Below are 20,867 nucleotides of genomic sequence, written 5' to 3' on the forward strand. Positions count from 1 at the left end.
GCAGCAATTGCAACTCCTGTTTGAGTTGTAATAATCGAAGATTGATATTTTATGCTGTTGTTTTTCATTATTTGATTTTTCAAAAGTACAGCTTTTTATAAGAGTTAAAAACTTAAAAAGCTTTTTTACGAATATTTTAATAATTCAAATCTCTATAAATCAATATTGAGTATTTGTTAAAATTGGATATGTTAAATTGATGTTTTGCTATATTTTGGACAGCGTTTTTTGAAGATTCAGCTCGTGCAAAAGATTGATGTTTAGCCCCAAAAGACATGAAAAATGGGTAAAAACGAAATATTTTGATTAGAAAAGCAATTAAATGTATGTTAAGAGTTTTTGTTGAAATTTTAATTATTGTGATAAAATGTTGCTTTTTAATATTGATTTGTTGAATTTTGGCGTTTAAAATTTACAATCATCATGAGAGAGATCCATTATATAAGTTCAGAAACGATTACTTTAGAAACATTACAAGAAATTTTAAGTCAGAATAAAATTCTTGAATTATCTGAAGAAGCAAAAGTAAATGTTCAGAAATGCCGTGATTATTTAGATAAAAAAATGGCATCGCATACGGCTCCGATTTACGGAATCAATACAGGTTTCGGATCTTTATATAGTGTAAAAATCTCTAATGAAAATTTATCTAAACTTCAAGAAAACTTAGTGAAATCGCACGCTTGCGGAACAGGGGAGGAAGTTCCTGCTGAGATTGTAAAGATGATGCTTCTGTTGAAAATCCAATCTTTAAGCTACGGTCATTCTGGAATTCAGTTGATCACATTACAGCGTTTGGTTGATTTTTATAATAATGATATTCTTCCGATAATTTATACTCAAGGTTCACTTGGAGCTTCTGGAGATTTAGCTCCTTTGGCACATTTGTCTTTACCATTAATTGGAGAAGGAATTGTGTTGTTTGAAGGAAAAAAAGTAGCTTCGGCAGAAGTTTTAAAACATTTTAATTGGGAACCAATCGTTTTACAGTCAAAAGAAGGTTTGGCTTTATTGAACGGAACTCAGTTTATGAGTGCTTACGGAGCTCACATTTTAATTAAAGCCTATAAATATTCGTATTTAGCAGACTTAATCGGAACCATTTCGCTAGAAGGTTTTGATGGAAGAATCGAGCCATTTAATGAATTGATACATTATATACGTCCGCATAAAGGACAAATCGTAACGGCACAGCGAATTACTGAATTCTTAGAAGGAAGCGAAATTATTGCTCAAGAAAAGAAACACGTTCAAGATCCGTATTCTTTCCGTTGTATGCCGCAGGTTCACGGAGCTTCAAAAGATGCAATTGATTATGTTAGAAAAGTACTCAAAACAGAAATCAATTCGGTAACTGATAATCCAAATATATTTATAGAAGCCGATCAGATTATTTCTGGAGGGAATTTCCACGGACAGCCTTTAGCGTTAGCTTTAGATTTTATGGCAATTGCTTTGGCTGAATTAGGAAGCATTTCAGAAAGAAGAACCTATCAGTTAATTTCTGGTTTGCGTAATCTTCCTGCATTTTTAGTAGATAATCCGGGATTAAATTCAGGATTTATGATTCCGCAATATACAGCAGCAAGTATTGCAAGTCAGAACAAACAATTGGCAACTCCAGCGAGTATCGATAGCATTGTTTCGAGCAACGGACAAGAAGATCACGTGAGCATGGGAGCAAACGGCGCTACAAAAGCCTTACGAATTTTAGATAATTTAGAGCGTATTTTGGCTATTGAATTATTAAATGCTTCACAAGCCATTGCCTACAGAGAGCCTCTAAAATCAAGCGATTTTATCGAAATGTTCTTAAACAGCTATAGAGAAGTAGTGCCTTTGGTAAAAGAAGACAGAATCTTACATAATGACATAGAAAACACTGTTTTATTCCTTTCGAGTTTTCAAATTGAAAACGATTTGTTAACAATGGCTTAACACTGGAACGTGTTATTGAAGGTAATTTTGCACTATCAAAAATAAAACAATGTCAATAAACAGTATTTTCCAATTTTTAGTGCCGAAAGACAAAAAATTCTTTCCACTTTTTGAAGAGGCTTCAAGCAATTTAATTGAATTAGCTTCTAACTTACACGAAGCTGTAAATTTACCATTAAAAGAAAGAGAGATCCTTTTTCAAAAAATTGACGAATTAGAACAAAAAGGAGAAGACATTACTCGTCAGACTAACTTAGAGTTAAGCAGAAACTTTATTACTCCGTTTGACAGAGAAGATATTCATACGTTAATTACTTCAATTGATAACGTTGCAGATTACCTTCACGGTGCATCTAGCCGTATGAGATTGTATCAAGTTGATAAGATTACAAAATCTATCAGAAAGATGACAGAAATCAACCTTGAAGCTTGTCAAAACATTGACAGTGCAGTAAAAGAGTTGAGAAACTTACAAAACTTTAAAGTTATTAAAGATGCTTGTGCTAGAATCAACAAACTAGAAAACAAATCTGATAACGTTTATAACAAAGCAGTTTTTGAAATTTTTGAAAACGAAACAGACGCTAAAAATATTATTAAATATAAAGAAGTGTTATCTGTTTTAGAATCAGCAACAGATAAATGTAAGAGTGTTGCGAACATACTAGAATCTATTTCTGTAAAACATTCTTAATTCAATTTTTCAATCTGAAGTTATAATCTTATGACTATACTTATATTAATTATAGTACTTGCCTTAATTTTTGATTACATCAATGGTTTTCATGATGCGGCAAATGCTATTGCGACTGTTGTTGCGACAAAGGTTTTGACACCTTTTCAGGCGGTAGTCTGGGCAGCATTTTTTAACTTTCTGGCGTATTGGGTTTTCGGATTTGGTGTTGCAGATACTGTTGCTAAAACAGCGCACACCATGGAGATTAACCTAGTTGTAATTTTGGCTGGAGTTATCGCTGCGATCTGCTGGAATTTATTGACTTGGTGGTTAGGAATTCCTTCCAGTTCTTCTCATACTCTTATCGGCGGTTTTGCTGGAGCTGCTGTGGCGCATGCTATTGCGGTTCACGGTTTCTCTGGTTATGTTGGAGAAGACGGAGCAACTCACTATTGGTATGAAATTGTAAGCTGGTACAAAGCAGGAAAAGATGGAGCAATGCCCTCGGGAGTTCTTATTATCATTGCATTTATCGTCTTAGCGCCCTTATTAGGAGCATTAGCTTCTTATTTAATTTCAATCTGGCTTTTAAATGCTTCTCGTAAAACTATCGGCCCTAAAATCTTTACTGCAGCTTTAATGATTGCTACTATTGTTTTTGTATACTACCAAATGGTGCCTTACGAAAAAATTGAAAAACCAAGATTTGATTCACATTTCTGGAGTGTTGCTTTTGAAGCTCATAATATTAAATGGTTCTTAGTAGCTTTTATTATCTTAACCGTAAGTGGTTTTTGTTTACTATTCAGCAGTTTAAATCTTCATCAAGCTGATGCTGCTTTAAAGAAAATGCAATTATTGTCTTCTGCGGCATTTAGTTTAGGTCACGGAGGAAACGATTCTCAAAAAGTAATGGGTATTATTGCTGCGGCTGTAGCGGTTTATATCAATACAAACCCAGGAGTTCACATGGATGCTTGGTTAGATGTGGTGCTTCCAAACGATGATACAGGTGTTAAAGGCGTAATGCCAAGCTGGATTCCGTTAGCTTGTTATTCTGCAATTGCTGCAGGAACTTTAAGCGGCGGATGGAAAATTGTGAAAACAATGGGTTCTAAAATCACAAAAGTAAGTTCGTTTGAAGGTGTTGCTGCTGAAACTGCAGGTGCTTTGACACTTTACTTTACAGAACACTTAAAAATTCCAGTAAGTACAACCCACACTATTACAGGTTCTATCATTGGAGTTGGATTAACAAAACGTGTTTCAGCCGTTAGATGGGGAGTTACAGTGAGTTTAATCTGGGCTTGGATCTTAACTATTCCAATTTCGGCTATTCTAGCAGGTTTGGTTTATTTCATTCTAAGCGTTTTTATGTAATTTGAGAAAATGAATTTTGTAAAGTGTGAAAAGTAAATCACATTTTGTTAATATAGAAAACCGATTTCAAATCTGAAATCGGTTTTTTTTGTTTTAATTTGTTTTAAAATAAAAGTATAAAAGCTTTTAGAGGCTATAGGAACAGCCAATTTTACAGACTTTTGTAGATAGTTTAATATTTTAATAAATGAAGAGAATAATTGTATTGGTTTTGTTGCTGATTGTAAAAACTAGTTTTGCTCAATTAAAAGAAAAAACGTTTAAATATGGTTTTGTCGATCAGACAGGAAAAGAAATCGTTCCTTGTAAATATGATGGTATTTCTGCATTTGAAAATGGTTTTGCGGTCGTACAATTAAAAGGTAAAAGTGGTGTGGTAGATAAAACCGGAAAAGAAGTTATTCGCTGTATTTATGATGAAATAATTAATAAGCCAAATTGGATTATAGTAAGCAATAAAAACGCCAAAGCTCAGTATTTGGTTAAATCTTCTGATGTTTTGCTAAATAAAAAATACGATGATGCAAAAACTTTATCACCTGAAATAACAGCTGTAAAACTGAATAATAAATGGGGTTTTATTGATGTGGTTGGAGAAGAAATAAACCCGAAATATGACGAAATAATTGACTTTGCAGATCGGTTTGCAGTTGTGAAATTAAATGGCAAATTTGGTATTGTAGATCAGATTGGAAAAGAGGTTTTTCCGCCAACTTATGATCACGTACAGAATTTTAAAGATGGTGTTGCAATAGTAGAATCTAATTCTAAATATGGAGTAATTAGTGAAGACGGAAAAATTGTAATTCCTGCGAAGTACGATATGAATTTTTATTTTAAAGATAATGTGTCAATTGTAAAACAGGAAAATAAATATGGTATCTTAGATAATGAAGGGAAGGAAATAGTGCCAATACAGTACGATTTCATGGTTTTGAATGATGATTTAATTCAAGTGAAATTAGGCGATAAATACGGACTGATTGATAAAAGTGGAAAAGAAATCACTTCTGTAAAATATGATTTGATTGAATCTTTTAAAGATGGAATAGCTGTAATAAAGTTGAATAGCCAATATGGTTTTATTGACAAAGAAGGAAAGGAAATCGTTACTCCGAAATACGAAAAAGCAGATGATTTTAAAGATGGTTTAGGAGCGGTTAGAATTCAAGTTGGGAAATAAACGAATCCGTAACGAGTAGTTGATTTTAATTCTTTAAAAATTAAAACTTTTGAAGATTTTTACGATTATGTCTGCGTTTGTAATGAGTCTGTTTTAATTGGTTTTGATCTTCAGAAATGATACTGATCGTTCCGTCAATTTCTAACATGGCCAGTTTTACATTTTTAAAAAATTCAATTCCGTGTTCTCTCATGGCTTCTTTAAGCTCTTCGTCAGAAATATCTAATCTGCTTAAAGCTTTAAAGTCTAATTTTCCGTCGTGAATTAATACTTCGGGTTTATCCAATAGTATATTGCTAAGAGTTTTGTACTTACGAGTCAGTTTTTTAATGACAAAATTTATTACAAACAACACCAAAGCGGCGACCAATCCGCCGATTAAACTTGTATCAGGGCCAACCATTGCATTTTGTACAGAGTTGCTGATTAATAAAATAAGGATAATATCAGCAGTGTTTAATTGAGAAAGTTCTTTTTTGCCGAATATTCGTAAAGCAATTGTCATGAAAAAATAAACGGCAACACTTCTAATGATTATATCTAAATAAGGAAAAGTCATATTTTTTATTTTAAAGTTAAATAAAAAAGCTTTTCCAAAGATTTAAACTTTGAAAAAGCTACTAAGTAAAAAATGCTTTTTTAACCAGCACATTTAACCCAAATATCTTTGGTGTGAATTACTTGCCAAACATTTTCTTTTTTTTCTAAGAATACTGATATTCCATAAGGTAATTCTTTTCGATAGCAATCAACTTCCATGTAGGCTTTTTTGTTGTCTTCAGAGAATATTGGAATCGATAATATGATATAATCTTCAGCTTTATCTATTTTTGATACTGGAATTATTCTTAGCTTTTTTGATATCTTTTGTGGTAATGTATATTTTAAAAAGCAGTTATTCTGTTCCACAAAATTTATTGAGTCTTTGATGTTGAATATTTTTTCTCCTTTCAGATTAGCGTTCAATAGCATTTGGATGTAAATTTCCGTATTTTGGAGAATGATTGGTAACCTCGGTGGAAGTTTTACAACTGATTGTTTTGTAGGTTTTGCGTATATGTCCTCAGTACTGATTTTAAGTTTCTTGAAACTGTTGCAAACTGCGTAAGAGTCTTTAGAATTCTCAATGCGGTTTAGTTTAATAAAAGTTTCTAGTATTTTATCAGTTTCAATCTTTCTAATCTTTTCATTAGAAGTGCAATCATTTTTACTGCATCCTGTTATAATTAAAATTAGAAAGATTGTGATTTTTTTCATTAATGGAATATTGAAAAAGACTAATCAATTATAATTTAAAATTCTTTTCAATAGCTCTAATCATTTCTCCAGCTACATCTTTGTTAGTTGCGCCTTCAATTCCTTCAAGACCTGGAGAAGAGTTTACTTCAAGCAATAATGGGCCTTTAGAAGAACGAATAATATCAACACCGGCAACTTTTAGATCCATTGCTTTTGCCGCTTTTATGGCGATCTTTTTCTCTTCAGGAGTAATTTTGATAACAGAAGCTGTTCCGCCAAGGTGAATGTTTGCTCTAAATTCGCCAGGCATTGCCTCACGCTGGATTGCAGCAACTACTTTTCCGTCAATCACAAAACAGCGAATGTCTTTTCCGTTGGCTTCTTTAATGAATTCTTGAACCAAAATGTTGGCATTTAAACTTTTGAAAGCATTGATAACACTTTCTGCAGCTTTTTTGGTTTCGGCCAAAACAACACCTTTTCCTTGTGTTCCTTCCAATAATTTTACAATTAAAGGAGAACCTCCAACCATTTTAATCAAATTGTCTGTATCAAGCGGAGAATTGGCAAATCCTGTAGTTGGAATGTCAATTCCGCTGTTCAATAATAATTGTAAAGAATATAATTTGTCTCGAGATTGAGTTATGGCTGTAGCTGAATTTAAAACAAATACCTTCAATGCTTCAAACTGGCGTGTTAGAGCGCAACCATAAAAAGTGATGCTCGGACGAATTCTTGGAATAATAGCATCAAATTCGTTTAGAATTTTTCCGCCTCTGTAATGAATCTCAGGTTTCTTGGCATCCAGTTTCATGTAGCATTCCTTGATGTTAAGGAAATGCATTTCATGACCGCGCATTTCGCCAGCTTCCATGATTCTTTTATTGCTATACAATTCAGGATTACTTGCCAAAAGACCAATTCTTAAACCCGTTTTTGCTTTTTCAGCGTTTTGGTATAATTCTTTTAAAGACTCTGCTGTTGGCTGTCCTAAAAGATATTTCTGTTCAGGATCAACTAAAACCCTTCCACTCATCGCTTCACGTCCTAAAAGCATTCTGAAACCCATAGAATCACGATTAGTCAAAGTCATTTCGATTGGCCATTTGGCATCACCAATTTTTAAGCTGGTTTGGATCACATAGCGATGTTCTCTAAAACCGCTTGAGCTTTTTACAATTCGCTTGTCGACCAAAGGAGCTTCACAATGAATAATGGTTTTGATATTATTCTGAATCGGATTAATGTCGAATTTAACCCAATTAGCATCATTTTTTATAAAAGGCGCTATGTTTAAAGCGTGCATTGCCGAAGTTTTGGCACCAGAATCTACACGAGCTTTAATTGTCGGGATTCCTAGTTCTGGAAATGAGCACCATTCTTCGCTGCCTAAAATGACTTTGTTTTGAAGCATATTTTGTTTTTTATTATAGAATTTAAATTCAAAAATAGCTATTTGCTTTTACTAAAGATAGTGATTTTTAATAAAAAAAATACCCGTTATGTTATGAAAACGTAACGGGCATATTATGAATGTTATAAATTTTGACTAATTTATTGATTGGTTGGCTCTTCAGCTTTATGAATTTCTACTGATAATTCTTGAGAATCATCTTTTAAGTCCATCATGATTTCATCACCAGAATGAATTTTTGAAGTGATGATTTCTTCTGCTAACAAATCTTCAACATATTTCTGAATTGCTCTTTTCAGCGGTCTCGCTCCAAATTGTTTGTCAAAACCTTTTTCGGCAATAAACGCTTTTGCTTTATCAGTTAAGCTTAATTTGTAGCCTAACTCTGCAATGCGAGAATATAGTTTTTTCAATTCGATTTCGATAATCAAATCGATATCAGCTTTTTCTAGCGCGTTGAATACAATTACGTCATCAATTCTGTTTAAGAACTCAGGAGCAAAAGTTTTCTTCAATGCATTTTCGATAATGCTTTTTGAATTTTCATCGGCTTGAGCTGTTCTTGCTGCAGTTCCGAATCCAACACCTTGTCCGAAATCTTTTAATTGACGTGCACCAACGTTAGATGTCATAATGATGATAGTGTTTTTAAAGTCAATTTTACGACCTAAACTATCTGTCAAATATCCATCATCTAAAACTTGAAGCATCATGTTGAATACATCTGGATGCGCTTTTTCGATCTCATCTAAAAGAACCACACAGTAAGGTTTTCTACGAACTTTCTCAGTCAATTGACCGCCTTCTTCGTACCCGACGTATCCTGGAGGCGCTCCAACTAAACGAGAAATCGCAAATTTCTCCATGTATTCACTCATATCGATACGAACTAAAGCATCTTCAGAATCAAATAATTCTTTTGCTAATACTTTTGCCAACTGTGTTTTACCAACTCCAGTCTGACCTAAGAAAATGAATGAACCAATTGGTTTGTTCGGATCTTTTAGTCCAGCTCTATTACGTTGGATAGAACGTGCAATTTTAAGAACGGCATCATTTTGACCAATTACTTTATTCTGAATCAATTCAGGCAATTGAGCTAATTTGTTGCTTTCTGTTTGTGCAATTCTGTTAACAGGAATTCCGGTCATCATAGAAACAACATCGGCTACATTGTCTTCTGTAACTTCAATTCTATTGTTTTTAGAATCTTCTTCCCATTGTTCTTGTGCTAAAGCAAGATCTTTTTCGATACGTTTTTCATCATCGCGAAGTTTGGCTGCTTCTTCATATTTTTGTTTTTTAACAACCATATTTTTCATTTCGCGAACTTCTTCCAGCTGACGCTCTAAATCCAAAATTTGTTTCGGAACATCAATGTTGGTAATATGTACGCGAGAACCAGCCTCATCCATTGCATCGATAGCTTTGTCTGGTAAGAAACGCTCAGACATATATCTGTTCGTCAACTTAACGCAGGCTTCAATAGCTTCTGGAGTATAAGTCACGTTGTGATGATCTTCGTATTTATCTTTTACGTTGTTCAAAATGGCAATTGTTTCTTCAACAGAAGTTGGTTCAACGATTACTTTTTGGAAACGTCTTTCTAAAGCGCCATCTTTCTCAATATATTGTCTGTACTCGTCAAGAGTAGTAGCACCAATACATTGGATTTCACCTCTAGCTAATGCAGGTTTGAACATGTTTGAAGCATCAAGTGAACCTGTTGCTCCACCAGCTCCTACAATAGTATGGATCTCGTCTATAAAAAGAATAATATCATCGTTTTTCTCAAGCTCGTTCATTACGGCTTTCATTCTTTCTTCAAATTGTCCTCTGTATTTAGTTCCGGCAACTAAGCTTGCAAGATCTAAAGTAACAACACGTTTATGGAAAAGAATACGAGATACTTTCTTTTGGATAATACGTAAAGCAAGTCCTTCTGCAATAGCAGATTTACCAACTCCAGGTTCTCCAATAAGAAGCGGATTGTTCTTTTTTCTACGGCTTAAAATTTGCGATACACGCTCAATTTCTTTTTCTCGTCCTACAACAGGGTCTAATTTTCCTTCTTCGGCCATTTCTGTTAAATCTCTCCCAAAATTATCTAAAACTGGAGTTTTAGATTTTTTGTTTGACTTATTGGCGGGATTGTTAAAGCTGCTTTCTTTTAGACTGTCATCTTGTCCTGAATCGTCATTGTACGATTCGTTTCTTGGCAAGTTTTCTAAGAATTCTTCTTCGTTTGGAGTCATATTTAAGTACTGTTCTTTAGCTACGTCATAATCTATTTTTAGTTTATTCAGCAGCTTGGTTGTTGGATCGTTTTCGTTTCTCAAGATACATAAAAGCAAATGTGCAGTGCTAATCGATGAACTTTGAAATACTTTTGCTTCAAGAAAAGTGGTCTTCAGGGCTCTTTCGGCCTGTCGGGTAAGATGAAGGTTTTTCTTTTCTGCATTTACTTCAACGCTCAGGTTGGCAGGGCTCAGTATTTCTACTTTTCTGCGTAAATGATCTAAATCGACAGCTAGGTTATTAAGTATATGAATAGCTTTTCCGTTACCATCTCTCAAAATACCTAGCATAAGATGTTCTGTACCAATAAAGTCGTGCCCTAGACGTAGAGCCTCTTCCTTACTGTACGTAATTACATCTTTTACTCTTGGTGAAAAATTATCATCCATAATATATAATTGGTATTGTAAATTTAGTGAATTACAGTTTTAAAAACAAAAACCGTACCCTTCGAAATCTCCTGTCAGCTAATAGACGAAAAAATAGACAATAAAAGCGTTAAAAAACGTTTAATTTATTAACTAAAAGCCAAAATAAAGTTGTTAATAAATCATTGAAATAAGTGTAAGGAAATAGCTGAAAAAATTTCAAAAAAACGTATCTTGGCACGCTTTGAAAACTAATATAATTATTTAATATAACAACTTATGTCTGAAGGAGAAAAGTTAATTCCTATTAACATAGAGGATGAAATGAAGTCAGCTTACATCGATTATTCGATGTCAGTAATTGTATCGAGAGCACTTCCTGATGTTAGAGATGGCTTGAAACCAGTGCATCGAAGAGTTCTTTACGGAATGTATGATTTAGGTGTAACATCGAGATCTGCCCACAAAAAGTCTGCGAGAATTGTAGGGGAGGTTCTGGGTAAGTACCACCCACACGGTGATACCTCTGTTTATGATGCAATGGTGCGTATGGCGCAGGAATGGAGTATGCGTTATTTATTAGTTGACGGACAGGGTAACTTTGGTTCTGTCGATGGAGACAGTCCTGCAGCAATGCGTTATACTGAGGCCAGAATGCGTAAAATTTCTGAAGAGATTATGGCCGATATCGAAAAAGAAACAGTTGATTTTCAATTGAACTTTGACGATACAATTTACGAACCGAAAGTAATGCCAACCAGAGTTCCTACTTTATTAGTAAACGGGGCAACAGGTATTGCGGTTGGTATGGCGACAAACATGCCGCCACACAATTTAACTGAAGTTATCAACGGTACATTAGCTTATCTTGACAATAATGATATTGAAGTTGATGAGTTAATGACTCATATTAAAGCTCCAGATTTTCCAACTGGAGGTATTATTTATGGATACGAAGGTGTTCGCGAAGCTTTTAAAACGGGGAGAGGGCGTATTGTAATGCGTGCTAAAGTTGGTTTTGAAGAAGTTGACGGAAGAGAGTGCATCATTGTTACTGAGATTCCATATCAAGTTAACAAAGCCGAAATGATCAAACGTACGGCTGATTTAGTTAACGAGAAAAAAATTGAAGGTATTGCAAATATCCGTGACGAGTCGGATAGAAGCGGTATGCGTATCGTTTATATCTTAAAACGGGATGCTACGCCAAACGTAGTTTTAAATACTTTATATAAATACACTCAATTACAATCTTCTTTCAGTGTAAATAATATTGCATTAGTAAAAGGACGTCCTCAATTGTTGAATCTGAAAGATATGATTCACTACTTTATTGAGCACCGTCACGATGTAGTAGTGAGAAGAACTCAATTCGAATTGCGTAAAGCAGAAGAAAGAGCGCATATCTTAGAAGGATTAATCATTGCTTCTGACAATATCGACGAAGTAATTGCGTTAATTAGAGGTTCTAAAAACACAGACGAAGCAAGAGAGAAATTAATTGAAAGATTTAAATTGTCAGATATTCAGGCTCGTGCAATTGTTGAGATGCGTTTGCGTCAGTTGACAGGTCTGGAGCAAGATAAATTAAGAGCTGAATTTGAAGAATTAATGAAGTTAATCGAGCACTTAAAAGCTTTATTAGCAGATGTTAATTTAAGAATTGACTTGATTAAAGAAGAGCTTACAGAAATTCGCGATAAATATGGTGACGATCGTCGTTCTCAAATCGAGTATTCTGGAGGTGATGTAAGTATTGAAGATTTAATTGCTGACGAAAACGTAGTTATTACCATTTCGCATGCAGGTTACATCAAACGTACCAACTTATCTGAGTACAAAACTCAAAATAGAGGTGGAGTTGGACAGAAGAGTGCTGGAACAAGAGATCAGGATTTCTTAGAGCATATGTTTGTGGCGACAAACCATCAATATATGATGTTCTTTACGCAAAAAGGAAAATGTTTCTGGATGCGTGTTTATGAAATTCCAGAAGGAAGCAAAACGGCAAAAGGTAGAGCAATTCAGAACTTGGTAAACATTGAAAGCGATGATAAAGTAAAAGCTTTCATTTGTACACAAGATTTAAAAGACAAAGATTATATCAATACACATAATCTTGTAATGGTAACGAAACAAGGTCAGGTGAAGAAAACTTCTTTAGAGAAATATTCTAAACCAAGAGCGAATGGAGTTGCTGCAATTACAATTAAAGAAGGAGATGAGTTAATTGGTGCTCAGTTGACAAACGGAGAAAGTCAAATTATCTTAGCAGTTAAATCTGGTAAATTGGTTCGTTTTGAAGAAACTAAAACACGTCCGATGGGAAGAACAGCTTCTGGAGTTCGTGGAATTACTTTAAAAGACGAAACTGATGAAGTAATCGGAATGGTTACAGTGGATAAAAATGATATTTCTACATCTCAAATCTTAGTGGTAACTGAAAACGGATACGGTAAACGTACTAAATTGGTTGACGACGATGGAGAAGATGTGTATAGAATTACAAACCGTGGAGGTAAAGGGGTTAAAACGCTTAACATCACGGAAAAAACTGGTAAACTGATTTCTATCAATGCGGTTACAGATGCAGACGATTTAATGATTATCAATAAGTCTGGGTTAACGATCAGAATGGCAATCGAAGATTTACGTGTTATGGGACGTGCTACTCAAGGTGTTAGATTAATTAACCTTAAAGGAAAAGATTCTATCGCTGCCGTTACAACAGTAATGAAAGATGATGCGGAAGAAGTAGAAGTGGATGAAGACGGAAACGTAATCACTGCAATCGAAAGAGTGAAGCCCGATATGGAAGTTCTTGAAGATGATGGAACTGTAGAAGAGGATGATGACTCTGATGATGAAGAAGTAGAAGATGAAGACGATTCAGAAACAGAAGACGAAGAGTCTGAAGAATAAGTAAAAACAAAAAAATTAAATACAAACAAATATCATTATGAAAAGTAAATATGTAATACTTGCATCAGCATTACTGATCTCTGTAGCTACGTTTGCTCAGAAAGATCAAATTAAAAATGCTGAAAAAGCATTAAAAGGCGGAGACGCACAAGGTGCTCTTGCACAATTGAAAGATGCAGAAAATTTAATTGCAAATGCAAAAGATACAGAACAAGCACAATATTATTTCGTTCAGGGAAATGCTTATTTAGAGTTGGCTAACAAAAAAGTTGAAGAAAGTAAAAACTTATCTGCTGCTGCTGAGAGCTATAAAAAATTAATTGAAGTTGAAAAAACTTCAGGAAAACAAAAATATTCAACTCAAGCTGCTGCATCAATTACTAGCATTAAAGGTTTATTGATTAACTCTGCAATTGCTGATACTCAATCAAACAAAAATGTTGAAGGAGCTAAGAAATTATACGATGCTTATGCTTTAGATAAGAAAGATACAATCAACTTGTACTATGCTGCTTCTACAGCTGTAAATGCACAAGATTTTGATCTTGCTTTGCCAATGTATGAAGAGTTGAAAAAACTAAACTATTCTGGAAAAGGAACAATGTATACAGCTGTAAACAAAGCTTCTGGAAATGATGATAGTTTTGCAAATGCTAAAGAAAGAGATATGGCTGTTAAATTAGGTACTCACGAAAAACCTAAAACAGAAGCAATTCCTTCTAAAAGAGGTGAAATCTACAAAAACTTAGCATTAATCTTAGTTCAAAAAGGACGTACAGAAGATGCTAAAAAAGCAATCGCTGATGCTAGAAAAGCAAATCCAGATGATACTTCTCTAATCTTAACAGAGGCTAATTTATATCTAGAGACTAAAGACTTTGATATGTACAAAAAATTAGTTGGTGAAGCTTTAGAGAAAGATCCAAACAATGCTGATTTAGTGTTCAATTTAGGAGTAATTAGTTCTGGTGCTAAAAATAATGCTGATGCAGAAAAATATTATTTAAGAGCTATCGAAATCAATCCTAATTACACAAATGCTTACTTAAACCTTGCGGCATTAAAGTTAGAAGCAGAGAAACCAATCATTGACGAAATGAACAAATTAGGTACTTCTGCTAAAGACATGAAACGTTACGATGTTTTAAAAGCACAAAGAGAAGCTGTTTTCAAAGGAGTTATTCCATACCTTAAAAAAGCGAACGAATTAGATCCTAAAAACGAAGATGTTTCTAAAACATTATTAGGAGTTTACAATGCTCTTGAAATGACTGCAGAAGCTAAAGCTTTAAAAGCAAAAATGTAATTATTAGCTTTAAAAAAAACATCCGCTTCGGCGGATGTTTTTTTTTTTTTATTTATCACTTTAGTTGATTAACTCAGCAGATAATGTGATAGTTGTGTTTAGCAATTTTGAAATCGGACAGATTTCTTTTGCTTTTGCCGCTGTTGAGGCAAATTGTTCAGCAGAAATTGAAGGAACTTTGCCTTTTAAATCCAAATGAATTAAAGTAATTGTTCCGTCTTCAAAAGTTACTGTAGCTTCTGTGGTTAAATCATCTGCAGTAAAACCAGCTTCATTCAGTAAAAAGCTTAATTGCATTGTAAAACAGCCAGAATGTGCCGCAGCAACTAGTTCTTCAGGATTTGTTCCCACGCCATCAGCAAATCTGGTTTTGAAAGACAGTTGAGCATTATCTAAAGTTGTACTTTGTGTACTAATAGTTCCTTTTCCTTCCATGCCAGTTCCTTTCCAGTTGGCGTGTGCTTTTCTTGTAAATTTCATAGTTTTCTTATTTAAAAATTAGTATTAAATGTTGTTTGTTTGATTGCCTAATAATAGATGTAACTCAAATATAATCAATATTTTGCAGAATAGTTTTATGAAATTTAATGGGAATGTTAAGTTTTAGGTTTTTGTTTAAAGTTAGATTGTGTTTTTTAAAGCAAAGAACGCTAAGGGTTTGCGCAAAGGTTGCATTTTTTTATTTTTATTTTCTTATAATAAAGTTCGAAAAGTTATCTCTGAACAAAGTTTTACGAACTTATATTTTAAATTAGATCTTTGCGGGCTCTGCATTAAAAAAAAAACACAAAAAAAAGTGTAACGATTTCTCATTACACTTTAATATTTTTAGAATTCATCTACAATTATTCTTGTCCCAAGTTTCGAAGTTGTTTCAATTTATCTTTCCATACTTCAAGACTTTCTTTGTGAATGGCGATGTTTTTGCGAACTTCCGTTACAATAGAATTTTCCTTTTTCGCATTTTTAGTATTGGTAAAGAATTGAATATTATTTTCTAATTGGAAAATTTCATTTTGCACTTCTTCAATCTTACGCATAATAAAGATCTTTTCATTGTCTAATTTACGCGTATCATTGCTGTCAGATAAAGAATCAAGACGATTTGCAAAGCGCATCATTTCAGATTCTTTTTTGCTTAAACTTAGTTTCTCAAAAAGAGCATCTAATATTTTATTGAATTTTCCTTCGATATGTCTTCTAGAAAAAGGAACTTTTCCAAATCCTTTCCAAGTCTCAATATGCGCTTTTATGGCGTCAAGATCTGTTTTGTGTTCTCCAGTCAATTGGAAAGCTCTCAATACATCCAAATAAGCTTTTTTATTGTCAAAAGCAGCAACTTCTTCGCTATTTTCCTCAGATTTGTGCTCTTTTAACTTATCGAAATAATGGTTGCAGGCATCTTTAAATTCTTTCCAGATTTTGTCTGAATATTTTTTAGGAACATGCCCAATTTGTTTCCATTCTTCCTGGATTTGTTTCATTACAGGAGTTGTAGCTTGAAAATCGGTGCTTTCCTGTAATTCTTTTGCTTTAGCAACAAGAGCCAGCTTTTTATTTAGATTATCGTTTTGATCTTTTTTAATGTCCTTGTAGAACGAATTCTTGAAAGCATTGAAATTTCTAACGGCAGTTTTAAATGCTGCCCAAGTTTCTTCATTTACTTCAGAAGGCACTTTTCCAGCTGCAAAAAAGTCATTTCTAAGCTCTTCTACTTTTTGAATTTGAACAAGCCATTGTGAATGAGAATTTACTTTTTCATTTCCAAGCGCTTCAATTTTAGCAATGATTTCTTTTTTAGCTTCAAGATTTTTTTGCTCATTTGCTCTTTGGCTTTCAAATAAAAGTTCTCTCTTGTCGTGTATTTTTTTTGTTAGTTCGCTAAACTGATTCCAGATAGCATCACGATGTTCTTTAGAAACCGGTCCGATTTCTTCTTTCCAGATTCGGTGTAAATCCTGTAATTCACGGAAAGATTTATTTACGTCAGCATCGTTTACCAATTCTTCAACGCGAGCTATAATTTTTTGTTTTAATTCTAAGTTGTGTTTAAAATCTAAATCTCTAGCCTCACGATCTAAATGAAGATAATCGTAGAAGTTTTCTACGTGAAAATGGTAATTATTCCAAACGTGATTGTATTTGTCTTTTGGAATAGGACCTGCATTTTTCCATCTTTCTCTTAATTCATTAAAATGTTTAAGAGTGTCTTTGATATTTTCTTGCGGATTGATTAATTCCTTTAATTCTTCAACAATAGCCAGACGATTGTCTAAATTGGTTTTTAAATTGGTCTGTAAATGTTTAAAATGAGCATTTCTTTTCTCTCTAAAAACATTATAATATTCGTCAAATTTTGATTTTAAAGGCAGATGATATTCAAATTCTTCATTAGGATCTGGATTAGAAGCTAAAAATTCTTCTTTTTTCTCCTCTATAAGATGATGATATTGTAACAAGAAAGCTTTTTTGATTTCTTCTATATGATCTTTTACAGACATTACTTTATCTGTATTAACCAATTTTTTAAGTTCATCAACAAGAGCATCTAGAGAAAACGTATTGTAATCTTGCATAGGAATGTCATGACGTTCCTTCAAAGTTTCGTCTTCGCTTTCAGCAGCATTTGAATTTGTAATGACATCCAATGCTTCTTGGTGAGCATTTTCTTGTTTTTCTAATTCATTATCAGTTTCTTCTTCCGAGGCTTCTGTCAAAGTCTCAGAATCTGATATTTCAATTGCTTCATTTGTTACAGAATCATTTATTTCGATTCCAGTTTTTCCGTCTGCTTCCTGCAGGTTATCATTCTTTTCTTCTAACATCTTAAAAATGTATAAGGTTTTTTATTTTAAACAGTGCGAAAGATAGTAAAGGTGTTTCTAAATACAAAATAAATCCTTTGTTTATACGCTAATTTGCGATGAAATTCTTATTGTTTAATTCAATTTAGCAGTATGATATATTAATTTTTGTGGTTTTAATTGATAAGATAGAAATAATGTTTTTTACGATTTTTCAATGAAAAAACAAATGAATCATAAAAAAGTGAAGCAAATTCAGCATTTGGCTTTAAATTAAAACAAAACCAAAAGGCCAACTTCTACGCCAAAATTATATGATTTTTCTCCGCCAAAAGCTACGCTGGGGTGTACATAAACTAAATTTGTTGGGGTTATTTTTCGACCAAACTCCATAAAAGCATTATTCTGGAAACCGTCTAGAACGTAATTGTATCTAAAAGCTACATCTGTAGCAATCCAATTTTTACCAAAAAACCATAATAAGTTGTTTTCTAACAGGGTTACGCTGACATCGCTTCGGTTGCTTGATCCTGCAAAACTTTGGGAATGTTCAACAGTCGCAAGCCATAAGAATTTCTTTTGATTGAAGTATTTTGCAAAAATACCTGCTGGAATTACTACCCATTTACCTGTGCCAAAACTTGGATCTACGGCAGAATTTGAAATGATACGAGTCCTAAGACCAATCCCGCTAGTTTTTTTAAAATAAGGGATAAAACTCAGTCCAGCACCTACATCACCAAGTCCAGTTTGGTTTATAGAATTGGAGTTGGTTGATATTAAAGGCAAATCAAACCTCAGATTCCAGGCTTTGTTGCCTATTGGCTGTAAAACACGCAAATTGGTAGTGTTATAAGAGCCATTCTTGGTGTCTAAATACTCATTGTATAATAAAATAGTCTGAAGAAAGTAATGATATCGAGGCTCAGCAAACGGACTATTGCTTCTGTCTATATCTTCGTCTTGGGCTGATGCAAGAACTGTAATAAGAAAAAAAATGCTAAAGTAAAGTAATTGTTTCTTCATAACTGTCTGCAAATGAGTAGACTAATTTACAAAAATTACTTTAACATTTTATTTTTTATTTGTTCCAGATTTTCCAAGCTTTTTCAGCCTGAAAAATAAGCATATCGTGTCCATTTTTAATTACAGCGCCTTTTTCTTTTGCTTTTCGTAAGAAAGTGGTTTCTGCAGGATTATAGATTAAATCGTAAGCAATATGTTTTTCTGTAAAAAACTCATAAGGCAAATTCGGACAAGCTTCAACATTCGGACTTGTTCCAACTGGCGTACAATTAATTATAATTTGAAAATTATCAAAAGTAGTAGCGTTTATCAAATCATAATCAATAATGTTTTCTTTTGCTTCTCTAGAAACAAAAGTGTACGGAATATCCAATTCGTCCAAAGCAAAAGCAACACCTTTAGAAGCGCCACCTGTTCCTAAAATTAGAGCTTTTTTATGATGAGGCTCCAATAATGGTTTTAAAGACTTTTTGAATCCGTAATAATCTGTGTTGTAACCTTTTAGTTTACCGCTTTTGGTAAATTTAATAGTATTCACGGCGCCAATTAGAGCGGCTTTTTTTGATAGTTTATCTAAGAAAGGAATAACTTGTTCTTTGTAAGGAATCGTAACATTTAATCCCTTTAAATCAGGATTGTTTTTAATTAATTCTGTGAAGTAATTAATCTCAGAAATGTCAAAATTCTCATAGCTGTTACCAGCAAAAACTTCATTATTAAATTTCTCTGTAAAATAACCTTTTGAAAAAGAGTAGCTTATGTTGCGTCCCAATAATCCAAAACGTCTTCTTAATAAAATATCAACCATTCTTATTTACGATGTTTTTCTATATAATTTTTTACTGTTTTTTTTGTCCAAACTACTGGAAACAAATCTTCTATCAAGATATAGTTGTCAAAGTTTAAACGTAAACCATTGCTTAAATGGAATTTAGCTTTTGTGTTGTCTTGAATCATAAAATATAATCCAGCCAAACGGTATTCGATTTCGTTTTCTTCAGGGAAATATTCTGTCGCTTGCAATAAAGTTTGGATAGCCGTTTCAAATTCTCCCAAAAACTGAAGAATATCGACCCAAAATAACCAAGTATCTAAAGCATAATCTCCAAATTCAACCGCTTTTCTGAAACCAAATTCAGCTTCTTCAAAAAAGTTCATCTGTTTGTTGATTGTAGCATATCTTTTCCAGTACAAACGATTTTGATTGTCAATCGCCAAAGCTTTATTCACAAAAAATAACGCTTTTTGATAGTTTTTCTGGCGAAGGTGAAAATCTGTTATTGCAATCCAGCCTTTGTCTAAAAGCGGATCTTCGTGAACAGTTTGGTTATAATATTGGATCGCTTTCGCTAAATTTCCAAGTTTTTCATAACATTTTCCAATTCGAAGCAATGCATACGAAGTCGCATCGTCCAATTCGATGGTTCTGTTATAGCTTTCAATTGCTTCATTGTATTTTTTCAGGCGCTCATAAGCTTTTGCTTTTTCCATAAAAGCACCTAAAAATTCATCATCAATCAGCGTTGCATAATCAAATGCACGAATTGCTGCTTCGTATTCTTTTACGCCATGATGCAAACGCCCAAGCTGATGCCATGCAATTTCGCTGTACGGATTTCTATTGATGTATTCGTTAAGATATACAATAGCTTCTTGGTTCTGATCTAAAAATTCAAAACAATACACTACGTTGTAGAGAGCAGATTGATCTTCTAAGTCTTCTTCAAGACATTTGATAAAACTGTCCTTGGCAAGCTCGAGATTATCCATAAAAAGATATTCCATTCCAATCAAATTATACACATCAGCATAATCGTCAGTATATTGAAGAGCAATTTTTAACAGTTCAACTGCTTTTTCGTGCTGATCTCTTTTGGAACAGATATTGGCTTTCTGGATATAGATTTCCTCGTTGTTAGGTTCAATTGCGTATAACTCATTCAAAAGCTTTTCAGCAATGTCGAGTTTGTCATCATAAACTAGCATTTCTACTTGTACTAATTTTAAGCCTGTAGATTTTGGATGCTGGTCTAATGCAAGTTTCAAGGCCTTTTTTGCTAAATTAGCCTTACCTATGTCTAAATAATGAAGAATTATTTCTTCGAATTCTTCAGAATCAAAAAAGAGTACTTTGTTGGTTTTTAACATCGACTCAAATTTGGATAGGGATAGGTTATAATCTTCTTCTTCGTTGCTTAATTGCATACTTCGTATATTTGAAATTAGCCTGTTATAAATTTAGGCAACCATATAATCGCTGTAAGGATAAGAAATTAATTGTTTTGAACAATTTAATTAACAATATATGGCGTT

General features: G+C 33.4%; 15 protein-coding genes. 6 read left to right on the plus strand and 9 right to left on the minus strand.

Annotated features, from left to right (window positions below; genetic code table 11):
* Positions 1 to 423 precede the first annotated feature (423 nt).
* The 4 genes from hutH (at position 424) to ACNRYB_RS12750 (ending at position 5,177) form a co-directional block, all read left to right on the plus strand.
* The gene (gene hutH, locus ACNRYB_RS12735) at positions 424 to 1,938 is read left to right on the plus strand and encodes a histidine ammonia-lyase (RefSeq protein ID WP_473727467.1); all 1,515 of its coding nucleotides are present in this window, start codon (positions 424 to 426) and stop codon (positions 1,936 to 1,938) included.
* Between the two features lie 49 nt (positions 1,939 to 1,987).
* Positions 1,988 to 2,632: a DUF47 domain-containing protein gene (locus ACNRYB_RS12740; RefSeq protein ID WP_008462731.1), complete on the plus strand. Its 645-nt coding sequence runs from the start codon at positions 1,988 to 1,990 to the stop codon at positions 2,630 to 2,632.
* Between the two features lie 30 nt (positions 2,633 to 2,662).
* Positions 2,663 to 3,994, plus strand: coding sequence for an anion permease (locus ACNRYB_RS12745; protein ID WP_473727468.1), 1,332 nt, complete (start codon positions 2,663 to 2,665; stop codon positions 3,992 to 3,994).
* 187 nt (positions 3,995 to 4,181) lie between these two features.
* Complete coding sequence (locus tag ACNRYB_RS12750; protein WP_473727469.1) at positions 4,182 to 5,177, plus strand: WG repeat-containing protein; 996 nt, start codon at positions 4,182 to 4,184, stop codon at positions 5,175 to 5,177.
* Positions 5,178 to 5,217: 40 nt separating this feature from the next.
* Here the strand turns inward: ACNRYB_RS12750 and ACNRYB_RS12755 are convergent, their stop codons facing one another.
* The 4 genes from ACNRYB_RS12755 to ACNRYB_RS12770 form a co-directional block, all read right to left on the minus strand.
* Positions 5,218 to 5,736 (minus strand): DUF421 domain-containing protein, encoded by a 519-nt coding sequence (locus tag ACNRYB_RS12755; protein ID WP_473727470.1) that lies wholly within the window; start codon positions 5,734 to 5,736, stop codon positions 5,218 to 5,220.
* 80 nt (positions 5,737 to 5,816) lie between these two features.
* The gene (locus ACNRYB_RS12760) at positions 5,817 to 6,434 is read right to left on the minus strand and encodes a hypothetical protein (protein WP_473727471.1); all 618 of its coding nucleotides are present in this window, start codon (positions 6,432 to 6,434) and stop codon (positions 5,817 to 5,819) included.
* Between the two features lie 28 nt (positions 6,435 to 6,462).
* Positions 6,463 to 7,830 carry a 30S ribosomal protein S6--L-glutamate ligase gene (rimK, locus tag ACNRYB_RS12765; RefSeq protein WP_343705901.1) on the minus strand — a complete coding sequence of 456 codons (1,368 nt, stop codon included), beginning with the start codon at positions 7,828 to 7,830 and terminating at the stop codon, positions 6,463 to 6,465.
* A 140-nt stretch (positions 7,831 to 7,970) separates the two neighbouring features.
* Positions 7,971 to 10,517, minus strand: a complete 2,547-nt coding sequence (locus ACNRYB_RS12770) for an ATP-dependent Clp protease ATP-binding subunit (RefSeq protein ID WP_129748569.1) — start codon at positions 10,515 to 10,517, stop codon at positions 7,971 to 7,973.
* Positions 10,518 to 10,775: 258 nt separating this feature from the next.
* Between ACNRYB_RS12770 and gyrA the strand changes: the two genes are divergently transcribed.
* Positions 10,776 to 13,418, plus strand: a complete 2,643-nt coding sequence (gene gyrA / locus ACNRYB_RS12775; RefSeq protein WP_129748570.1) for a DNA gyrase subunit A — start codon at positions 10,776 to 10,778, stop codon at positions 13,416 to 13,418.
* Between the two features lie 37 nt (positions 13,419 to 13,455).
* The gene (locus tag ACNRYB_RS12780) at positions 13,456 to 14,724 is read left to right on the plus strand and encodes a tetratricopeptide repeat protein (protein ID WP_129748571.1); all 1,269 of its coding nucleotides are present in this window, start codon (positions 13,456 to 13,458) and stop codon (positions 14,722 to 14,724) included.
* 60 nt (positions 14,725 to 14,784) lie between these two features.
* Here ACNRYB_RS12780 and ACNRYB_RS12785 read toward each other — a convergent pair whose 3' ends face one another.
* The 5 genes from ACNRYB_RS12785 to ACNRYB_RS12805 form a co-directional block, all read right to left on the minus strand.
* Entirely contained in the window at positions 14,785 to 15,204 is a 420-nt protein-coding gene (locus tag ACNRYB_RS12785) for an OsmC family protein (protein WP_119789950.1), read from the minus strand.
* Positions 15,205 to 15,569: 365 nt separating this feature from the next.
* Positions 15,570 to 17,549: a DUF349 domain-containing protein gene (locus ACNRYB_RS12790; RefSeq protein ID WP_473727472.1), complete on the minus strand. Its 1,980-nt coding sequence runs from the start codon at positions 17,547 to 17,549 to the stop codon at positions 15,570 to 15,572.
* A gap of 252 nt (positions 17,550 to 17,801) precedes the next feature.
* Complete coding sequence (locus ACNRYB_RS12795; protein ID WP_263524917.1) at positions 17,802 to 18,554, minus strand: lipid A phosphoethanolamine transferase; 753 nt, start codon at positions 18,552 to 18,554, stop codon at positions 17,802 to 17,804.
* Positions 18,555 to 18,609: 55 nt separating this feature from the next.
* Positions 18,610 to 19,362: a shikimate dehydrogenase family protein gene (locus ACNRYB_RS12800; protein ID WP_129748574.1), complete on the minus strand. Its 753-nt coding sequence runs from the start codon at positions 19,360 to 19,362 to the stop codon at positions 18,610 to 18,612.
* A gap of 2 nt (positions 19,363 to 19,364) precedes the next feature.
* Positions 19,365 to 20,759, minus strand: a complete 1,395-nt coding sequence (locus ACNRYB_RS12805) for a tetratricopeptide repeat protein (protein WP_473727473.1) — start codon at positions 20,757 to 20,759, stop codon at positions 19,365 to 19,367.
* Positions 20,760 to 20,867 lie beyond the last annotated feature (108 nt).

The sequence above is a fragment of the Flavobacterium sp. CR10 genome (assembly GCF_055814415.1).